The following is a 19,171-nucleotide window of genomic DNA, read 5'->3' as shown; positions in this document are numbered from 1 at the left end:
ATCTTATTCAGCCGCTTCCGCCAGGGGAGGGAAGGCGGGTTCGGCAGTTGGTTCAGTGTGTTTGGAGGTGGGTTCGCCGCTTTCACGGCGCTCCCGCAATTGCTCGATGACCGCGTAGAAGACCGGCACGAACACCAGCGACAGGATTGTCGCGGCGACCATGCCGCCAAACACGGTGGTGCCGATCGACTGCCGGCTTGCAGCACCAGCGCCTGTCGCAAACATCAGCGGCAGCACGCCGAGGATGAAGGCGAAGGCCGTCATCAGGATCGGCCGCAGTCTCAGCCGCGCGGCTTCCATCGCCGCCTCGACGATGCTCAAGCCTTCCTCGCGCCGCCGCCTTGCGAACTCGACGATCAGGATGGCGTTCTTCGCCGCCAGGCCGATCAGCATGACAAAGCCGATCTGCGAATAGACGTCGATCTGCATGCCTCGCACCCAGAGCGCCACGAAGGCGCCGAACAAGGCCAGTGGCACTGCCAGCAGCACCATGAACGGCATCGCCCAGCTCTCATACTGCATCGCCAGGATCAGGAAGACGAAGACGATGGCGAGGCCGAAGACGACCGACGCGATCGATCCCGCCTTGAGCTCCTGGAAGGTGATGCCGGTCCATTCGAAGCCGAAATCCCTGGGCAGCGCGGTGGCCGCGGCCCGTTCCATTGCGGCCACCGCCTGGCCCGACGAGAAGCCGGGAGCAGCGCCGCCATTGATCGTGGCCGAGGCATTGTTGTTGTAGTGCGGCACGGTTTCCGGGCCGACGAACGGCACCAGTTTGCCCAGCGTCGAGAGCGGCACCATGCCGCCCGTGGCATTGCGCACGTAGAGCCGGGAAATGTCGGCTGCACCCGCACGTGCATCCTTGTCGGCCTGGATGGTCACCCGGAAGGTGCGGCCAAACAGGTTGAAGTCGTTCACGTAGAGCGAGCCGAGATAGATCTGCAGCGTGTTGAAGACGTCGGGCAGGTTGAGGCCGAGCAGTTTGGCCTTGCTGCGATCGAGGTCGTAGTTGAACTGCGGCGTCGAGGTCGAGAACGGCGAAAACAGCTGCTGCGGGTTGATCTCAGGCTGTTTGCGCGCCTCGGCGATCACGGCTTGCGTCGCGTCGTTGAGAGCCGTGCTGCCGCGACCAGTGAGATCCTCGACGACGAATTCGAAGCCGCCCGTGGTGCCGATGCCAGGTATCGAGGGCGGATCGAAGCTCAGCGCGAAGGCTTCAGGCATCTGCAACAGCTTGCCGCGGACATCGGCGACGAGCTTGGATGCGTTCTGGTCGGGGCCACGTTCTTCCCAGGGCTTCAGGATGGCGAACTCGACCGCCGAGTTCGACTGTGCGGCACTGGTCAGGAAGTTCAGGCCGCTGATCGAACCGACAATGTCGACGCCAGGCGTCGCCTGCAATATGTCGCGCGCCTTCTGCGCCACCGCATCCGTGCGTTCCAGCGATGCGCCGTCAGGCAGCTGGATGACGACGAAGAAGTAGCCCTGGTCCTCGACCGGAAGGAAGGTCGAGGGCAGCTTCTGCCAGACGAAGTAGGTGGCGACCAGTCCGGCCGCGAACAGGCCAAGCATGACCCAACGCAGCCGTATGAGGATGCGCACGCCATGAGCGTAGAGATGCGACAGCTTGTCGAAGCCGGTGTTGAACCAGCGGAACGGGGCAAACTGCGTCTCGCCGCGATGGCGCAGGAACGCAGCGCTCAGCGCCGGGCTGAGCGTCAGCGAGTTGAAGGCGGAGATGCCGACGGAGATCGCCACTGTCAGCGCGAACTGATTGTAGAGCTTGCCGGAGACGCCGGGAATGAAGGCGACGGGCACGAAGACGGCCATCAGCACCGCGGTGGTGGCGATGATCGGTCCTGTGACTTCGGCCATCGCGGCCCTGGTCGCCGCCAGCGGTTTCAGCCCGGCCTCAAGTTGTCGTTCGACATTCTCGACCACCACGATGGCGTCGTCGACGACGAGGCCGATGGCCAGCACCATGCCAAGCAGCGAGAGCATGTTGAGCGAGAAGCCCATCATCTCCATGACAACCATCGTCGCCACCAGCGACACCGGAATGGCGATGGTCGGAATGATCGTCGTGCGCCAGCTCTGCAGGAAGACGAACACCACGGCAACGACGAGCACCAGGGCCTCGCCGAGCGTGATCAGCACATCATGCATCGACGCCGAGACGAAGCGGGTGGTGTCGTAGTGCATCGCGTAGGAGACGCCCTTCGGAAAACGGCCGGACAGCTCCTGCATCTTGTCCTTGACGCGCTGCTGAAGGTCGAGCGCGTTGGAACCGGGCATCTGGTAGACGGCGAGCACCACGGTAGGGTCCTTGCCGAAGAAGGCCGACGACGAATACTGCAAAGCGCCAAGCTCGATGCGGGCGACGTCGCGCAGCCGGACCAGCGAGCCGGTGTCGGTGTTGGCGCGCACCACGATGTCGCCAAACTCCTTCGGGTCGCTCAGGCGGCCGACGGCGTTGACCTGCATCTCGAAAGCCGTGCCGGCAGGCGCCGGCGACTGGCCGATCTTGCCGGCCGCGACCTGGACGTTCTGTTCCGAGATGGCATTCTGCACGTCGACCGCGGTGATGCCGAGATTGGCGAGCTTGTCCGGGTCGAGCCAGACGCGCATCGAATAACGCCGCTCGCCGAAGATCTGGACGTCGCCGACGCCGGGCAGGCGCTTCAGCGGATCGACGACCTGCAGATAGGCAAGGTTGCTCAGTGCCACCGGGTCGACCGATTTGTCGGGCGAGGTCAGATTGACGATGAGGACGAAGTTCGGATTCTGCTTCTTGATCGTCACTCCGCCCTGATTGACGATCGCCGGCAGCGACGAGGCGGCTTGCGAGACGCGGTTCTGGACATCGACAGCGGCTGTGCTCAGGGAATAGCCGACATCGAAGGTGATCGTGATGGTCGAGGAGCCGTCATTGGAGCTCGTCGACGACATGTAGGTCATGCCTTCGACGCCGTTGATCTGTTGCTCCAGCGGCGTCGTCACCGTATCGGCCACGACTTGCGCGCTGGCGCCCGGATAATGGGCGCTGACCACGACCTGGGGCGGCGTGATGTCGGGAAACTGCGAGACCGGCAGCAGGAAATAACAAATCGTCCCGGCGAGCACCATGATGATGGCGATCGCCGAGGCGAAGATCGGACGGTGGATGAAAAAATTTACCACGACACGCATGCCTCTCCGGCTGCTCTCGCCCGCCCGAAGGCGCTGGCGACCCTGGACAGCCTTTGGCCGCGCCCGTCACCGGACTGTTCCAGCGAACGCAGCAACGGCACCTCGCGACGCCGCTCGTCGGCAAGCGAGCGGAGCATTTTCTCGAAAGCGCGGGGGTCGACCCCATCTGCCTTCATGACCAGCCGGATCATCGGATCCCGGACGGCTTCATCTATGGTAAGATCGCGGCGCTGTGGCATTGGCCGGCTCCTTGTCTGTCGATTCGCAGCCCATGCTCGCGAACCGTTTTTCATCTTTTCACCGGCCGGAGCCGCATGAACTGCAGTTTTTCGCTCTTCCGATCTGGCAGGACCAGTTCACGGCCTTGTTATTGACGGAGGGCGACATAGGTGTTACCAGTAAGTAACATTCTGTATAGTTACAGACCGGTAACACCCTAGTCAAGAGGTGGCCGTGGTTTTTAGGAAACGAAAGGAGATCATGATGACAGACGGCGTCGTGGAGCGCTCACGTCCCCGGGATCGAATCCTGGAGACGGCGCGTGACATGTTCCACAAGCATGGCATCAAGGGCGTTGGTGTCGATGCCATCACCGAAGCTGCCGGCACGAACAAGATGACGCTCTATCGTCACTTCGAATCCAAGGACGAACTGATCGTCGAATGCCTGCGGGCCAACGCGGCCAAGGCCGGCGCGATGTGGGAGGCTTTCGAAGTCGAATTTCCCGGCGACAAGCTCGCGCAATTGCATGCCTGGGTTCGCAAGGCGGCTGCCATGCTTAACGCTGACGGCCGCGGCTGCGACATGGCCAATGCCGCTGCCGAGCTGACCGAGCCGGACCATCCGGCGAGGCTTGTGATCAAGGAGCTCAAGGAAGCCCAGCGCCACCGCCTTGTGACGTTATGCCGGGATGCCGGCATCGGTCAGGCCGAACTGCTTGCCGACACGCTGTCGCTGCTGTTCGAGGGCGCGCGCGTCAGCGTGCAGACCGAAGGCACCGAAGGGCCCAGCACGCAGTTCGTGCGCATGGCCGAAGGGTTGATCGTTTCCTTCCGGGGCACTGCCGCCGGTTGAAGTGATCCGCCGCTGTCAATGACGCGCCATTCTATCGTGTGATTGAATGCGATGCCTAGGGCGCTTTGGCGCCGGCGATACCGCTATTCCTGAAGGCTGAATGAAAAAAGCCCGCTGCCGGGAGGAGGTGGCAGCGGGCTCGATTTCGAGTGTGGCGCGGGAGGAGGTGCACCCCACTCAGCGTCGGCATCGCATCTGGGAGGAGTAGATGGCCGACAACCAGAAGCTACGATTTGCCCAATGATTCGGCAACAATGAATTGTGCATAGCAGCTGTGCAGATTTGCCGTATCCAATTATCATACAAATCCGGGTAATCGGCTTTGCCTAGGCCGATCGGCCTCACTGCACCGGCACGTTTTCCCTGAAGATCAGACGCGGCTCGATGAATTTGCGCGTCAGATAAGGCGCCGATGAGGCAATGGAGCCGAGCAGGCGGATGACCGACTGTTCGGCGATCAGCCGTGCGTTCTGGTCGATGACGACGTCGGCGAGGTCGTCGACGAGATAGCCGCGCGTTTCCCTTGTCAGGTCGTGGCATATGAACACCGGCTTGCGATTGGGCCTCGCTTCCCGGAGGGCCTTTGCCACGCCGGAGCGTCCGGCGCCGACGCAATAGATGCCGAGCAGTTCCGGCTCGTTGCGCAGCACCTTCATGGTCTCGGCATAGCTGGCATCCGGCTCGTCATTGATCTCGACGGCGCTGGTCACGGTGAGGTTGGGAAATTCCTCGCCGAGCACCGAGCGAAAGCCCATTTCGCGTTCCTCATGGCCGCGATAGGAGCGTGAGCCGACGACCATTGCCAGATGGCCCGTGCGGCCGCTGAGGAAACGTCCCATCAAAAGTGCAGCCGTCCGTCCCGCCACCCGGTTGTCGATGCCGACATAGGCCGAGCGGGGAGCGGCTGGAATATCGGACACCAGCGTCACCAGGCGGATGCCGGCCTCGACAACGTCACGCAGGATGTTGCGGGTTCGTGGATGATCGACGGCGATGACGCCGACGCCGTTAGCCTTCAGCGACAGGTTTTCGATGGCGCTCTGCAGCGCATTCGGCGAGATGCCGGCGAGGTTGTGTATCCGGCAGGACGCCACCAGCGGCAGGCGCGATGCATAGTCTTCGATGTGCTTTGCCAGATCCTGCATGAAGGCGTTGCGGCCGATCGGCAGGAAGAATTCGAGGTTTGCGGGCCTCGATGGCAGCGTCACCTGATCGGCGACCGGCAGATAGCCTAGCTGCTTGGCGGCCTCCATGACGCGCTGCCGGTTGGCAGCGCTGGCACCAGGCCTGTTGTTGAGCACCCTGTCGACCGTCGCGGTCGACAGCCCGCAATTCCTGGCGATATCGGAGACGGTGGCCTTCATGCCGCAACCCTATGCGCCGATGCTGTGGCGCGCCAGACAGGTGATGTGACAAGCGATAGGGCAGACGATGTAGTCTGAGGGATGGCTGATCGACGCCCATCACCGCGATGCGCATTCGGCTGCTGCGACAAGATGGATCCGCCCGTCGTCAGTGCGACGGCGTGCCGTCGGCGACGGCGTCGCGGATTTCCTTGTCCGACATGCCAGTGATGATCCGTTCGACTTCCGTCACATTTGTCTTCTTCGGGTCGATGTCGTCGGCGACCACCTTGCCCCGGCGCATGACGACGATGCGGTCGACCACCTGGAAGACGTGATGGATGTTATGCGCGATGAAGATGCAGGAATGGCCGGAATCGCGCGCGCTGCGCACGAAGCTCAGCACGCCTTGCGTTTCGGCGACGCCGAGATTGTTGGTCGGCTCGTCGAGGATGATGAGATCGCTGTCGAAATGCATGGCGCGAGCGATTGCCACAGCCTGGCGCTCGCCGCCGGACAGCGAGCCGATCGGCGTCGTCGGCGGAATGTTTTTCGAGATGCCGACCTGTTTGAGCAGATCGCGGGCAACAGTGTTCATCGCCTCCTGGTCCATGCGGTTGAGAAAGCGCGGCGGCTTGATCGGCTCGCGTCCCAGAAACAGGTTGCGGGCGATCGACAGTTGCGTGACCAGCGCCGAGTCCTGGTAGATGGTCTCGATGCCGTGGGCGATGGCGTCGCTGGTGCTGCGCAGGCTCACCTTCTTGCCGCGGATGAAGATGTCGCCGCTGGTCAGCGGCACGGCGCCCGACAAAACCTTGATCAGCGTCGACTTGCCGGCGCCGTTGTCGCCGAGCAGGCCGACGATCTCTCGCTCGTTGACATGGAAATTGGCGTCCTCGAGCGCCTGCACGCGGCCATAGGACTTGCGGATGTTCTGCATGCGGATCAATGGCTCGGCCATGGTTCAAGTCCCCGCCTGATGCCGGCGTTCCAGCCATGAGTGGAGCGCCATCATGCCAAGGATGATCGCGCCGATGAAGATGTTGTAGGCAAGGCCAGGCACGCCGATCAGCACGATGCCGTTGCGCATCACGCGCAGGATCAGGATGCCGAGCACGGTGCCGATGATGGTGCCGCGCCCGCCGGTCAGTGCCGTGCCGCCGATCACCACCATGGCGATGACTTCGAGCTCATAGCCTGTGCCGCTGTTGGGGTTGGCGGCGGAGGTGCGCAATGAGGAGATGACGCCGGCGAGCGAGGCCATGACCGACGACAGCACGAACAGGCCGATCTTGACGCGGTTGACATTGACGCCGCGGGCGCGCGCAGCGTTGGGATTGCCGCCCCCCGCCTGGATCCAGTTGCCGGTCCGGCTTTGCGTCAGCACATAGCCGAGCGCGATCGCCGCGGCGATAAACCAGAACAGCGACATGTAAATACGGAATGGCCCGATGAAGAAATCGCCGACCAGCGCCTCCGCCAGCCAGCTGCCCTCGGCGCTCCACGTGCGCTGCGGAAAACCGTCGGTGATGAAAAGCGCGCTGCCGCGCACCACCAAGAGCATGCCGAGAGTCACCAGGAAGGACGGGATCTTGAGCTGCGTGACGAACCAGCCATTGACCAGGCCGATCAAGGCGGCAACCAGCAGGGCGACGACAAAGCCCACTTCCAGTGAGGTGACGCCGGCATTGAAAAGCGTCCACATCAGCACTGGCGAGAAACCGAACAGGGACCCGACGGACAGGTCGAATTCGCCCGAGGTCATCAGCAATGTCATCGCCAGCGCGATCAGGCCGAGTTCGACGGTGAAGGCCAGCGTGTTGGAGATGTTCTGCGGCGACAGGAAGTCGTGGTTGAAGCCCCAGAAAACGGCGATTTCAACGACCAGCAGAACGAAGGGACCGAATTCAGGCCGCGCGATCAGGCGTTGGATAAGCGAATGATTTTCCACTGATAACCCGCGACATTATGGGAGTGGCTGACACCTGCACCGGGTCCGGCGAGGCTCGGCGAATGGACAAGACAGCCGCGACCGTGGATAGGGTCGCGACTGTTTGGGTCCGGGATGTTACTTGCCGGAAAGGATCTTGTCGTAGATCGCGGCGGTATCCTTTTCATAGAGCGCGCCGGTGATGACGTTGAAGCCCGGAGGAATGCCCGACGCGGCCATGTTGGCAAGCGACAGCGCGACATAGCTGGTCGCCTGCGGGTCCTGCCACTGGCCGGCATTGACATAGCCGTTCAGCACTTCCTGCGTGGTATCGAGCGAGTTGCCCCAGCCGACAACCGGGATTTCACCAGGCTTGACGCCGACCTGGTCGAACACCCGCTTGATCGAACCGGTGACGAGGTCGCCGAGGCCGATGATGGCATTGATCTTGCCCTTGTGGGCGGTGAGGTAGTCGACCATGCGGTTGATAACCTCGGCCTGGTCGAGCGTCGCCTCGGTCACTTCATAGGTGATGCCGAGCGGTCCGAAGACGCTCTTGATGCCTTCCTCTTCCTGGACGCCATAGGTAGCGCCGGGGATCTCGACCGGCATCCAGATGAAGTCGCCCTTCTTCACCAGGCCCTTGTCGACCAGATACTGCGCCCAATGCTTGCCGAAGGTGACGTTGTCACCGCCGACATAGGCATTGAAATTGGCCTTGGGGTCGGGCGTGTTGAAGTTGATGATCGGAACGTTGGCCGCGCGGGCTTCCTTGACGATCTCGACAAGGCTACCCGGATCGGGACTGGTGGTTACGATGCCGTCGGCCTTGGCCGAGAGGGCGGCGCGAACCGCTTCCTGCTGCGAGGCGACATCGCCATTGTGGAACGAGGTGTTGACGGTGTTGCCTGTGTCCTTGGCCCATTGCTTGGCGCCGGCCAGGAAGTAGGTCCAGACCGGATCCGCCGGGCCGCCATGCGAAATCCAGTAGAACGTCTTGGCCTGCGCGGCTGCCGGAACGAGCGTCAGCGCGATCAGCAGGCCGTAGAGCACAAGTCTTAGTCTTGTCAGCATTTGATTTCCTCCCGGTTGAAGATGATCCGTCCCTTGTTCCGGCTTCAGCCGGATTGCGTCTTTTGCCAGCGCCGCTCGGATCCCTGAGAGCATCCCCTTTTTCGACGGATGGCAAGCCTCCATCTGCAGATGTAGATGGCGCCTGACGCGGCGCCATCAATGGACCCATCAGATTGCATCAGTTGGGGTGATTTTTACCAGGCAGCCGGATGATTGGCGTTGAGGCTCAGCCGAGCGGATCGCCGTGACCGGCACGCCAGTCGCGCCACAACCGGATCAGCCGGTCGATCGCCAGGGCCAGCACGACCAGGGCACCGGTAGTGAAGGCGGTCCAGATGGCATCCACGCCGTGCAAGGTCATGGCGCTCTGTATTGCCTGCAGGACCAGCATGCCGATCGCGGCACCGATGACGCTGCCGCTGCCGCCTGAAAGCGATGTGCCGCCAATGATGGCCGCCGCGATCGCCAGCAGTGCGAACGTGCCGCCGTCACCGGGAGCAATGGCGCCCTGGGAGCCGAGGTGGATCACGCCCGCAAGTCCAGCCACCGCACCCATCAGCACCAGCGTCAGCACCTTGACCTTGCCTGTTGGAATGCCGGCATAGGTGGCCGCCAGCGGATTGCTGCCCACGGCCTGGACCCGGTAGCCGAAGCGGGTACGGTGGAGCACGACATGCATCGCCATCGTCAACACGACAAAGACGATGCCTGCCGCCGGCACTACAGTGAAGGCCTTGCCTGAAAGCGTTGTGAAGAAGCCGCTGCCCGCGCCTGTCGGGGCGAACGTCTGCCCCTTGCCCGCGACCAGTGACAGGCCCTGGATCATCCACCATGTGCCGAGCGTCACCAGCAGGGCCGGCAGGCGCAGCGCGATCACCAGAAGGCCGTTGATCAGGCCGAGCCCGGCACCGGCCGTGACACCTGCCAGGGCGGCGAGCCAGGGGTCCATTCCGGCAACCATGAGCAGGGCCGTGAAGGTTGCCGCGAGATGGAACACGGCACCGGCCGAAACGTCGATCTCGCGCGTGGCGAGCACGAACACCATGCCGATCGCCAGCAGGCCGGGGAGGGCGGCCTGGCTGAGCACCGAGAGCAGATTGGCCGGTTCGAGGAAGGAGGGGCTCAGCCAGCCAAGCACTGCGACCAACACGGCGAGCGCAACGACAGCACCGGTCTCGGCTGGCAGCCGAATGCGGCGTCTGGGTTGATGGTTTGCCGACCCGGCAAGCGGTGGCGCGGTATCGGTCTTCGTCATGCCGCGCTCTCCCGGCTGCTCTGATGGCGTTCGTCCGCGGGTTTGCCCGAAATGATCAGCTTCAGAACCTTGCCCACATCCATATCGTCGCCGGCGATTTCGCCGGCCAGCCTGCCCTGATGGAAAGCAAGGATGCGATCGCAGAGGCCCGTCAGTTCAGACAGTTCGCGGGAATGCAGCAGCACGATGCAGCCGCTGGCCGCCATCTGGCGGATCAAGGCATAGATCTCCTGCTTGCTGCCGATATCGATGCCACGGGCTGGCTCGTCGAGCAACATCACTTGCGGGCCGATCTCCAGCCATTTGGCGATGACCACCTTCTGCTGGCCCCCGGCCGAAAGCGCGCCTGCGGGCATCTCCGGCGTGCTCCTGATGCGCAGCGCCTCGATCTGGCGCGTGGCGCGGCGGAGCGCCGCCTTGGGCGAGTACCAGAGCGAGCCCCAGTTGCGTGCGCCTACAACGACGTTCGCCATGTTGAAGGCGATCGACTTGTCGGCCATCAGCCCGTTGCCGCGATCGCCCGAAATCATGCAGATGTTGCGCCGCGCCGCTTCCGTCTGCGTTCCCGGCAAGCCGTCCCCATCGGAAAACCGCACCTTGCCCTGGCGGGGTTTGCGCAACCCGAACAACAGGGCAAGCAGGTCCGGTGCTCCGGAGCCGGCAAGCCCGAGGATTTCGCCGGCGCGGGCCGTGAAGCTGACACCGGACAGGATGCCGCCGCTGAGCCCCTCAACAGCGATCTGCGGCCGCAGCGTGCCGGCAAGCGTCGGCAAGGCCCTGAGCGGCAGCGGGAAGAGGGACTGGCGCAACTGGCCGATCATCGCTTCCTCGGAGGTCGTCAGGTCTTGCCGAGCCTTCGACAGCACGTCGCGACCGTTGCGCATCACCGTCATTTGGTCGGCAATCCCCAGTGCTTCATCGAGACGGTTCGATGCGTAGAGCATGCTCATGCCCTTGGCTTTCAGGCCCCGCAGCGCCGCGAACAGCCGCTCGCTCTGGCGCCCATCAAGCGCCGAATTCGGATCGTCGAGGATAAGCAGCCTCGGGTTCTCCAGAAGCGCGCGGGCGATCGCGACCAACTGCCGTTCACCTGGCCCGAGGTCGCGGAGCGGGGTGTGGACATCGACATCAAGACCAAGCTGGCGGAGCAGGTCACGGCTGCGTGCCTCCATTTCGCGCCGCGAGATCAACCCGTTGTGGACCGGTTCGCGGTTGACGAACAGATTGGCCAGCACTGAGCGCTCCGCAAACAGTACCGGCTGTTGCAGAACCATGCCGATGCCGAGCTTCCGCGCTGCATTGGGGCTGTCGATCGTCACCGTCTTGCCGTCAAATTCGATGACGCCACTGTCTGGCCGGACAATGCCCGCCAGCACCTTTGTCAGTGTCGATTTGCCGGCGCCGCTTTCGCCAACCAGCGCGTGGATCGAACCACGCTCGACCGTCAGGTTCATATCTTCGAGCACGACCGTGCCGCCAAAGCGTTTGGCGATAGTGCGCACGAACAGGATCGGCGAATCGGACATCGCAACGGCCCCCCGACCGCATCGCGATCTTGGAGCGGATTGCGCCCGCCGTCACTGGGATTCTACATAAAATTGTGTTGATGGCGGCCTTTCCCACCGAAGGCCGCCCACACACAATCGCTAGAGGAGACCAGCTTTGGCCAGGTCGCGCATCAAATGGCTGGCGCCGTAGGTCCAGTGCGGGCAGTCGGGCGACAGCCGCACGCGGTTGACCAGCGCGCCGAATTTCTCCGACGAGATGGTGACGATGTCGCCTATCTTGTGCGTGAAACCCTTGCCCTTTTCGCCACGATCCTTCGACGGCACGAACATGGTGCCGAGATAGAGCGCCAGGCCATCCGGATACTGGTGGTGTGGCCCCATCGCGGCCGCGACCAGCTCTTCGGGCGAACGGCTGATCTCGGCCATCGAGCTGGCGCCCTCCAGCGAGAATCCGTCATCGCCCTTGACCTTCAGGCGCACGACGGCGCGCTTCACGTCGTCGATCGAGAACGTGTCGTCGAACAGGCGGATGAAGGGGCCAAGCGAGGCCGAAGCGTTGTTGTCCTTGGCCTTGCCCAGCAGCAGCGCCGAGCGCCCTTCGACGTCGCGCAGATTAACGTCGTTGCCGATGGTGGCGCCGACGATCCTGCCGCTCGAGGCGGCGATCATGGCGATTTCCGGCTCCGGATTGTTCCAGGTCGACACCGGGTGCAGGCCGACATCGGCGCCGAAGCCGACCGAGGCCATTGCCTGGCACTTGGTGAAGATCTCGGCATCGGGGCCGATGCCCACTTCCAGATATTGCGACCAGGCACCGCGCGCGATGAGCTTGGCCTTGATCTCCATCGCTTCCGGCGAACCGGGCTTGAGCTTTGACAGATCATGGCCGATCAGCCCGGCAATGTCGGCGCGGATGGCGTCGGCCTTATCAGCCGAGCCGCGCGCCTGTTCCTCGATCACCCGCTCCAGCAGGCTGACGACGAAGGTGACGCCTGACGCCTTGACCGCCTGCAGGTCGACCGGGGAGAGCAGATAGGGTTTTGCCGGATCGCGCCTGGCCTCAAAGCTGTTGGCCGCTATGTCATCGAGCGAGCCGATCGGCTTGCCCTTGGCCGAGCGCACGTGCCCCGCCGGATCGGCCATTTCGCAGATGTCACGCACGGTCGGCGCCGCGCTCGACGTGATGTCGAAGACCGTGCCGTCGCGGACCGTGACCACCAGCGGATGGGGCGCGGTCGATGATCGAGCACGGCCGAGAAAGACACCATCGTCAGGCAGAAACGTCATGTTCGTCATTGTTCTCTATCTCTCGTCACGGTGTCTTCAACTCGATTTACTCCGAGGCGGCATGTGCCATGCGGCAGATGGTCAATGGAAAAGGCCTGTGCCACCATGTCCTTGCGCCACTTAGTGACTCCCGAGTCGACGCTACAGCTCATCCCAGCGTAGACGCAAACGCGCGCTTGTCGATCCGCCTTGTTCCAGTGTGGTCAGGCCGCTGCCGTGGTGGGCGTCCACTGGATGCGAAACGGGTTCGAAGCAGAAGAAATCGGCGTCTCGTGCCGGCGAATAGAGAACGAACACGTTCAGCGACAGCGATGCCTCGACCGTGACGACAATAGCGTCATCCGGCTGGACGATCGAGGCGCGCCCATTCCAGCCTTCGAAGGCGTTGTTGACCCAGGCGCCGGAAGCGGCGCAGCGTGCGAAAAATCCCAGTGCGGGCGGGAGGCAAGCGGCACAACCCCCTTTGGCAGATGGCGTTCGTCCTCCAACCAGACCCTCTGCGCCGACGCCTGGAGCGAGGTGCGCGGTCTGCGCGGAAACCAGGGATGGAAGCCGAGCCCGTAGGGAAGGCGGATAGCGGCCCTGTTCTCTATGGCCAGGACGGCGGACAGCGCGCCATCCTCCAGCGCGTAGTGGATACTTGCATGGTAGCGATAAGGCCCGATTGCCCCGTTTTCCAAAACCAGCTCCATTTCAGTGCCGCTTCGTCGTGTCAGCCGCCACGGCCTTTGAAAACCGTCGCCATGGAGCGGGAACGGCTCGCCTTCGACATTGGGTTCGAGCGGATGGAAGCGCCCGTCAAACTCGAAGCCGCCACCGGAAATACGGTTCGACCAGGGAATCAGCAGTTGAGACCCGAACTTCAGCAGGCCCGTCGATGGCTTGATGAGAGGCGTCGGCGCCCGGCCGGGGCGCAGTGCGTCGTAGCGCACGATGGCAGCACCCTCGCGAGGGCTCACCACCAGGCTTGCGCGCCCGTCGGCAAGTTCGACTGTATCACTATTTGTCATCGACGAAAGGCCACGGCTACCAGCCACCATCCACGCTGATGTTCTGGCCGCTGATCATGTCCGAGGCCGGGGAGACAAGGAACAGCACGAGATCCGCGACATGCTGCGGCTCGATGCGACGCTTCAAGCTCTGGTTGGTCAGAATCCAGTCGTTGTATTCCTGGAGCCGTTCGCCGAAAACGCGCTCCTCCGCCTCGGAAACGACGGCGCCGGGCGACACCGCATTTACGGTAATGCCGTGCGGTCCCAATTCCCGCGCCAGTGACTTCGTGAGACCCAGCAAGGCGCCCTTCGAGGCTACGTAAGGCACGTAAACCTCCCAGCGGCCATTTAGCGTCACTGAACAGAAATTGACGATCCTGCCGTGGCCCTTCTTCTTCATGCCAGGTGCGCAGGCGCGCGCCAACGCGAAGGCGGCTGAGGAGTTCACGCGGATTTGGTCGTCGTATTCCGCGAGCGAAAATTCCTCGAACGGACGGTTGATGATCAGCGCTGCGTTGTTGATCAGGATGTCGATCGCGCCTTCTTCGTCGGCGAGCGCCTTGATCGTCGCTTCGGCTTCGGCCAACCGGTTCAAGTCGCAACCGACATAGACGATCGTACCCTTGTTTGCCGCTGCCAATTCCGCCGCGATGCCGGGCCCTTCGGCATTCTCCGGCCGATCAAGCAAGAGCACGCGCGCGCCGGCGCGGGCAAGTGCGGCCGCCTGGGCGCGGCCGAGCGAACCCAGACCACCGGTCAGGAGCACAACTTTGCCGGAAAGGTTCGTCATCGCCATTTCCCGCTTCTAAAGCACGCCGTGCACTTCATCGATGGAGGTTTCCTCGATGCGCTTGTCGAGCACAACCTCGCCGCGCGCCATCGCGACCACGCGATCACAGCAGTCAAAAACGTGATGCATGTTGTGGCTGATGAAAATGCCGGTCACCCCTTGTGCCTTCAGTCCCCGTACAAAGCCGATAACCTTGCTGGTCTCCTTGACCGAAAGGTGATTGGTCGGCTCGTCGAGGATCATCACCTTCGACTTGAAATGCATGGCGCGCGCGATGGCGACGCCCTGCCGCTGGCCGCCTGACAGTTCGCCGACCAATGCGTCGGGTGACCGCAGATGCAGGTCGACATTGGCGATTGCCTTGATGCTTTCGCTGGCCATTTTCTTCTGATCCAGGATGCCAACACCGAATACGGAAAACCGCGTCGGCTCGCGGCCGATGAACAGGTTCCTGGCGATCGACATGGTGGGAACCATCGAATTGTACTGGTAGATGGTCTCGATGCCGAGGTTCATCGCGTCGCGCGGCCTGGCAATCCGGACAGGTTTACCGTCGACCAGGATCTCGCCCTCATCGGCGGTATGGACGCCAGACAGGATGTTGATGAGTGTCGATTTGCCGGCACCATTGTCGCCGACCAACCCGAGCGCCTCGCCCCGCTTCAGATCGAGGCTCACCCCCTTTAGCGCGTGGACGCCGGAGTACCATTTGTGAAGATTGCGGACGGAGATGATTGCGTCTTCCATGCCTCAGCCCTCCATCTTGATGGCCTTGGCGCGCTTGCGCATCCAGGCATTGGCGACGACGGCGAAGATAGTCAGGAAGCCGATCGCGAATTTGAACCAGTTTGCATCAACGTGGGAGAGCACAAGCCCGTTGTCGATAATGCGGATGAGGATCGTGCCGATGATACCGCCGGCGACCGTCCCGATGCCGCCGGCGAGCGAGGCACCACCGATGACCGCCGAGGCGACCGCCTGGAGTTCCAGACCTTCACCGATGGAAGGCAAGGGGGAGCCCAGTCTCAGCACTTGCAACATGCCGGCGAAACCGGACAGCATCGAGCAAAGCATGAAGCATGCGAGTTTCACCCTTGCGGTCGGGATGCCCATCGAGGCGGCAGCGGGATGGAAGCCGCCGGTGGCCTTTATCCAGTTGCCGAAATTGGTTCTGGAAAGCATCAGCGATGTCAGCACGGCAATTCCGACAAACCACACGAACGACATGCGGAACATATGACCGGGACCGACAAACGATGTGAACAGCCAGTTCGGCAGATCGACGGGAAGCAAGGGTGGAAACCCGCCCGAGACGACGATCGTCAGTGACCGGGCGATGAAAAGCATGCCGAGCGTGGTGATGAAGCTCGGGATCTCGAACCAGATCGTCACATAGCCGTTGATGAATCCGATCACCGCGCAAACGACAAGCCCGGCCAGCAAGGCAAGCGGGAAAGGGACCCCCTCAACCATGAGGACGGCCATGCACATCGGCATCAGTGCGAATACCGATCCAACCGACAGGTCGAACTCGCCGCTGATCATCAGGATCGTGACGCCAATGGCGACGAGACCCGTCTCAGGCAGAATGCCGAGTATGCCGCGAAGGTTGTCCTGGTTAAGGAACACGCCATCCGAGCGGATCTCGAAAATCACCACCAGAAGCGCCAGCAGGATCAGTCCCGCCAGTTCCGGCTTTTCCAGATAGGTCTTGAAGAGGCGTTTCAAGGCGAGCTCCAGGAATTCGAGGCAAGGGACCGCCCGGCGATGTAAACGCCGCCGGCGAAGACATGGCGCGTGGGCCTAGCGCAGGCCTTGCGCGGAAAGCGTCATGATCGCGTCGGCCTGGTCCGGGCGTACAATGCCTTGGCCCGTATCGATGTCGGATGGTGCCAGGCCGACCTTCTTGTTCAGATAGGCTTCCATCACCGGCATGAAGCCCTGCATGTAGGGCTGCTGGTCGACCAGGGCCTGGACGTAGCCCTTCTGCATCTGTTGCAGAACTTCCGGCACTAGGTCGAAGCCGCCAAGCAGGACCTTGCCGGGCGCGACGCCGCGATCCTGCAGCGACCGCGCAACGCCGGCGCACCAGAAGCCGGTGTCGAAGTAGGCTGTGGTGTCGGGATGCGCGTTGAGATAGGCGCCGACGCGATCGGACGTGACCGCGAGGTCCGTTCCGCTGTCGATCCGCTCCCATGAAACCTGGCGGTCGGGATGGGCCGCCTTGTACTCCTCCAGGAACTGCATCACACCCGCGCCGCGACTTTCCGACCAGTTCTGGCCTGGTGCCGAAATGCCGACCAGAACCTTGATCGGTCCGTCCTTCGGGAAGCTCTCGGAAATCGCCTTGCCGAGCGAATAGCCCGCCGGCTTGAAACCTTGCCCTATGAAGGCCTGCCGCGCATTGCCCTTGGCGCCTTCCGTGTCATCGACATTGACGGCGATCACCAACACTCCGGCATCTCGTGCCTCCTTAATGACGTCGTCGAACGCCTTGTTGTCGACGATCGAGGTCAGCAAGGCATCTGGCTTGGCGGCGAGGGCGGCCCGCATGTTGGCGAGTTGCTGGTCGACCGAACCTTCGGTCTGCGTGAAAATCATGTTGCACTTGGCCTCGACCTTGCCGCAGGCATCGTCAAAGCCCTTCTTCACCGCCTGCCAGAAAGTGTTCGAGGCTGACGAATGGTGCGTAAAGACGATGTTGAGCCCATCGGCGCTGGCGACGGAAGGCCCGGCGAATAGCGTCGTGGCGAGCAAAAGCGTTGCAGTCAGTCGTTTCATTACTAATTCCTCCCGTTGAGTGTTCTTCAGATGTCCGCCTTGTCGGAGACACGGCGATGGACGGTGTAGGCCCGACCGAGATCGGGATTGAGCTCCAGCCCGAGGCCCGGGCCGGGCGGCACGGTGATCATGCCGTCCTTGACTTCCGGTAGCGCGGTCACAAGGTCGCGGTACCAGGTCCGGTAGAATGCCCGCACACTCTCCTGTACGAGTGCGTTGGGCGCGTTGAGGGACAAATGTGTGGACGCCGCCAGAACCACCGGCCCGGTGCAGTCATGCGGAGCGACCGGCAGGTGCCAGGCCTCCGCCATCGCGGCGATCTTGCGTGCTTCCGAAAGCCCGCCGCACCAGGAAATATCCAGCATGACGATGCCTGCGGCACCGGTCTCCAGAAGATCCCGGAATGCCCAGCGACTGCCCAAGGTTTCCGACGCCGAAATCGGCGCCGGGCTCGCGGCCTCATAGCGCTTGAGGTCGGCGAGGCTGTCCATGCGGATGGGATCCTCGTGCCAGTATGTGCCATAAGGTCCGAGCGCTTTGGCGATCTTGATCGCCGGCAGGAGCTGCCACATCGAGTGGAATTCGACCATGATGTCGATCTTGTCGCCGACAGCTTTGCGGATCTTCTCGAAGGGCTGCAGCGCGGCTTTGAGGTCGCTGGCGGTAATGTCTTGCCCCCGGCTTTTCTCGGCGGCATGGTCGAAAGGCCAGATCTTCATGGCCGTGATACCGTCTTCAAGCAGCTCTGCCGCCAACTCGTCGGCTCGGTGGAGAAATCCGTTCAGGTCGTCGTATCCCTGCCTTGTGCCGAGACCATAATTTGCGGTGGTCTGTCCCTTGCCGTCCTTGATGTATTCGGTGCCAGCGCAGGTGTTGTAGGTGCGGATGGACTGCCGCGAGAAGCCTCCCAGAAGCTGTGCAATCGGCTGGTTCATGGCCTTGCCGAAAATATCCCAGAGCGCGATGTCGAAGGCGGAATTGCCGCGGACTTCGACCCCGCTTGAGCGGAAGCCGAGATAACCAACCAGATCCGCGGAAAGCAGATCGATCTGCAGTGGATCGCGGCCGATTACGCGTGGCGCGACATATTCATGGACATATTCCTCGACCGTGCGGGCCAGGAAGAACGTTTCGCCAAGGCCGGTAATGCCCTCGTCGGTATGAACCTCGATCCAGAGCAGATTGGGCCGCTCTTCGATACGAATGGTCTCAAGCGAGCGGATTTTCATGCGATCCCCGCGTCGATCAGTGCCTTGACGCTTTTGTCGAAATGCGCGGCCATATGTTCGGCCGCAAGTTGCGGGTTCCCCGCGATGATCGCCTGGGCAATATCCCCGTGACCCTCGATCATCTTGATCTGCTCTGCCTCGGTGGCGCGAGTACGCCAGCCGATCACCCAGGTGCGTCGCGTGACACCGCTGAAGGCGTTGATGATCAACGAAAACACCGGGTTGTGAGAGGCCCGCGCGATCGCCTCATGGAATGCGATGTCATGTTCCATGACGATCTCGGGCGCCTGATGGTTCTCGCGCATCAGCCGCGCGTATTTTTGGATTTCAGCCGCCTCGGCGTCGGTCCGCCGGAGTGCGGCGAGCGCCACCGTGCGCATTTCGATGGTACGGCGCACATCATAAATCTGCTGGACGCTGATCTGTTCGGTGGTGACGCCGTGCTCGATCACCATCGACATGGCGCCAATGTCGAGCTTAGCGACGCTGGCACGACGGCCGGCGCTCATGTCTATCAGGCGCATCGCCGACAGTGATCGAAACGCCTCCCGCACCACTGTCCGCGAGACGCTGAGCTTGCGGGTCATGTCGGCTTCACTGGGCAAGAGGTCGCCAGGGCCAAGGCCTTCAACGCGGATGTGTTGGGTGATGGCCTGAATGGCGGCACTCACCAAACCGGGATTTGTCTCGTCAGGTCCCATGCTGCGGTCGCTCACCAT

At 62.6% G+C, this 19,171-nt stretch carries 18 protein-coding genes; 1 reads left to right on the top strand and 17 read right to left on the bottom strand.

Annotated features, from left to right (window positions below; genetic code table 11):
• Window positions 1-3: 3 nt before the first annotated feature.
• Together A3A9_RS0107820 and A3A9_RS0107815 are read right to left on the bottom strand one after the other, a co-directional pair.
• Complete coding sequence (locus A3A9_RS0107820) at window positions 4-3,189, bottom strand: efflux RND transporter permease subunit (protein ID WP_202596358.1); 3,186 nt, start codon at window positions 3,187-3,189, stop codon at window positions 4-6.
• On the bottom strand, window positions 3,174-3,428 hold the full coding sequence (locus tag A3A9_RS0107815) for a hypothetical protein (protein ID WP_027058280.1): 255 nt from the start codon (window positions 3,426-3,428) through the stop codon (window positions 3,174-3,176). Before A3A9_RS0107815 ends, A3A9_RS0107820 begins: the two co-directional genes overlap by 16 nt.
• Before the next feature lie 244 nt (window positions 3,429-3,672).
• Here A3A9_RS0107815 and A3A9_RS0107805 point away from each other — a divergent pair, with 244 nt between their 5' ends.
• Window positions 3,673-4,263: a TetR/AcrR family transcriptional regulator gene (locus A3A9_RS0107805; RefSeq protein WP_027058279.1), complete on the top strand. Its 591-nt coding sequence runs from the start codon at window positions 3,673-3,675 to the stop codon at window positions 4,261-4,263.
• Between the two features lie 341 nt (window positions 4,264-4,604).
• Here A3A9_RS0107805 and A3A9_RS0107800 read toward each other — a convergent pair whose 3' ends face one another.
• From A3A9_RS0107800 to A3A9_RS0107735, 15 genes are all read right to left on the bottom strand, one after another.
• Complete coding sequence (locus A3A9_RS0107800; RefSeq protein WP_027058278.1) at window positions 4,605-5,627, bottom strand: LacI family DNA-binding transcriptional regulator; 1,023 nt, start codon at window positions 5,625-5,627, stop codon at window positions 4,605-4,607.
• A 148-nt stretch (window positions 5,628-5,775) separates the two neighbouring features.
• Window positions 5,776-6,567, bottom strand: a complete 792-nt coding sequence (locus tag A3A9_RS0107795) for an ATP-binding cassette domain-containing protein (protein ID WP_027058277.1) — start codon at window positions 6,565-6,567, stop codon at window positions 5,776-5,778.
• A 3-nt stretch (window positions 6,568-6,570) separates the two neighbouring features.
• Window positions 6,571-7,557: an ABC transporter permease gene (locus A3A9_RS0107790; RefSeq protein WP_027058276.1), complete on the bottom strand. Its 987-nt coding sequence runs from the start codon at window positions 7,555-7,557 to the stop codon at window positions 6,571-6,573.
• A gap of 117 nt (window positions 7,558-7,674) precedes the next feature.
• Window positions 7,675-8,610 carry a substrate-binding domain-containing protein gene (locus tag A3A9_RS0107785; RefSeq protein ID WP_027058275.1) on the bottom strand — a complete coding sequence of 312 codons (936 nt, stop codon included), beginning with the start codon at window positions 8,608-8,610 and terminating at the stop codon, window positions 7,675-7,677.
• Window positions 8,611-8,836: 226 nt separating this feature from the next.
• Window positions 8,837-9,865: an ABC transporter permease gene (locus A3A9_RS38460; protein WP_051370804.1), complete on the bottom strand. Its 1,029-nt coding sequence runs from the start codon at window positions 9,863-9,865 to the stop codon at window positions 8,837-8,839.
• Window positions 9,862-11,391, bottom strand: a complete 1,530-nt coding sequence (locus A3A9_RS38455) for a sugar ABC transporter ATP-binding protein (RefSeq protein ID WP_051370801.1) — start codon at window positions 11,389-11,391, stop codon at window positions 9,862-9,864. Before A3A9_RS38455 ends, A3A9_RS38460 begins: the two co-directional genes overlap by 4 nt.
• Window positions 11,392-11,511: 120 nt before the next feature.
• Window positions 11,512-12,669, bottom strand: a complete 1,158-nt coding sequence (locus tag A3A9_RS0107770; protein WP_027058274.1) for a fumarylacetoacetate hydrolase family protein — start codon at window positions 12,667-12,669, stop codon at window positions 11,512-11,514.
• A 132-nt stretch (window positions 12,670-12,801) separates the two neighbouring features.
• Window positions 12,802-13,014, bottom strand: a complete 213-nt coding sequence (locus A3A9_RS46275) for a hypothetical protein (RefSeq protein ID WP_275451163.1) — start codon at window positions 13,012-13,014, stop codon at window positions 12,802-12,804.
• On the bottom strand, window positions 12,960-13,670 hold the full coding sequence (locus A3A9_RS41110; protein WP_275451161.1) for an aldose 1-epimerase: 711 nt from the start codon (window positions 13,668-13,670) through the stop codon (window positions 12,960-12,962). Before A3A9_RS41110 ends, A3A9_RS46275 begins: the two co-directional genes overlap by 55 nt.
• A gap of 16 nt (window positions 13,671-13,686) precedes the next feature.
• Complete coding sequence (locus tag A3A9_RS0107760) at window positions 13,687-14,442, bottom strand: SDR family oxidoreductase (protein ID WP_027058273.1); 756 nt, start codon at window positions 14,440-14,442, stop codon at window positions 13,687-13,689.
• A gap of 15 nt (window positions 14,443-14,457) precedes the next feature.
• Window positions 14,458-15,189, bottom strand: a complete 732-nt coding sequence (locus tag A3A9_RS0107755) for an ATP-binding cassette domain-containing protein (protein WP_027058272.1) — start codon at window positions 15,187-15,189, stop codon at window positions 14,458-14,460.
• A gap of 3 nt (window positions 15,190-15,192) precedes the next feature.
• Entirely contained in the window at window positions 15,193-16,170 is a 978-nt protein-coding gene (locus A3A9_RS0107750; RefSeq protein ID WP_027058271.1) for an ABC transporter permease, read from the bottom strand.
• A 75-nt stretch (window positions 16,171-16,245) separates the two neighbouring features.
• The gene (locus tag A3A9_RS0107745; RefSeq protein ID WP_027058270.1) at window positions 16,246-17,223 is read right to left on the bottom strand and encodes a sugar ABC transporter substrate-binding protein; all 978 of its coding nucleotides are present in this window, start codon (window positions 17,221-17,223) and stop codon (window positions 16,246-16,248) included.
• A gap of 26 nt (window positions 17,224-17,249) precedes the next feature.
• Window positions 17,250-18,452: a mandelate racemase/muconate lactonizing enzyme family protein gene (locus tag A3A9_RS0107740; RefSeq protein WP_027058269.1), complete on the bottom strand. Its 1,203-nt coding sequence runs from the start codon at window positions 18,450-18,452 to the stop codon at window positions 17,250-17,252.
• Window positions 18,449-19,171: a FadR/GntR family transcriptional regulator gene (locus tag A3A9_RS0107735; protein ID WP_082221944.1), complete on the bottom strand. Its 723-nt coding sequence runs from the start codon at window positions 19,169-19,171 to the stop codon at window positions 18,449-18,451. Before A3A9_RS0107735 ends, A3A9_RS0107740 begins: the two co-directional genes overlap by 4 nt.

It is taken from the genome of Mesorhizobium loti CJ3sym (assembly GCF_000472785.1).
Lineage (GTDB): Bacteria > Pseudomonadota > Alphaproteobacteria > Rhizobiales > Rhizobiaceae > Mesorhizobium > Mesorhizobium loti_E.
The sequence above is the reverse complement of the archived record's forward strand: the minus strand, read 5'-3'. Positions and strand labels throughout refer to the sequence as shown.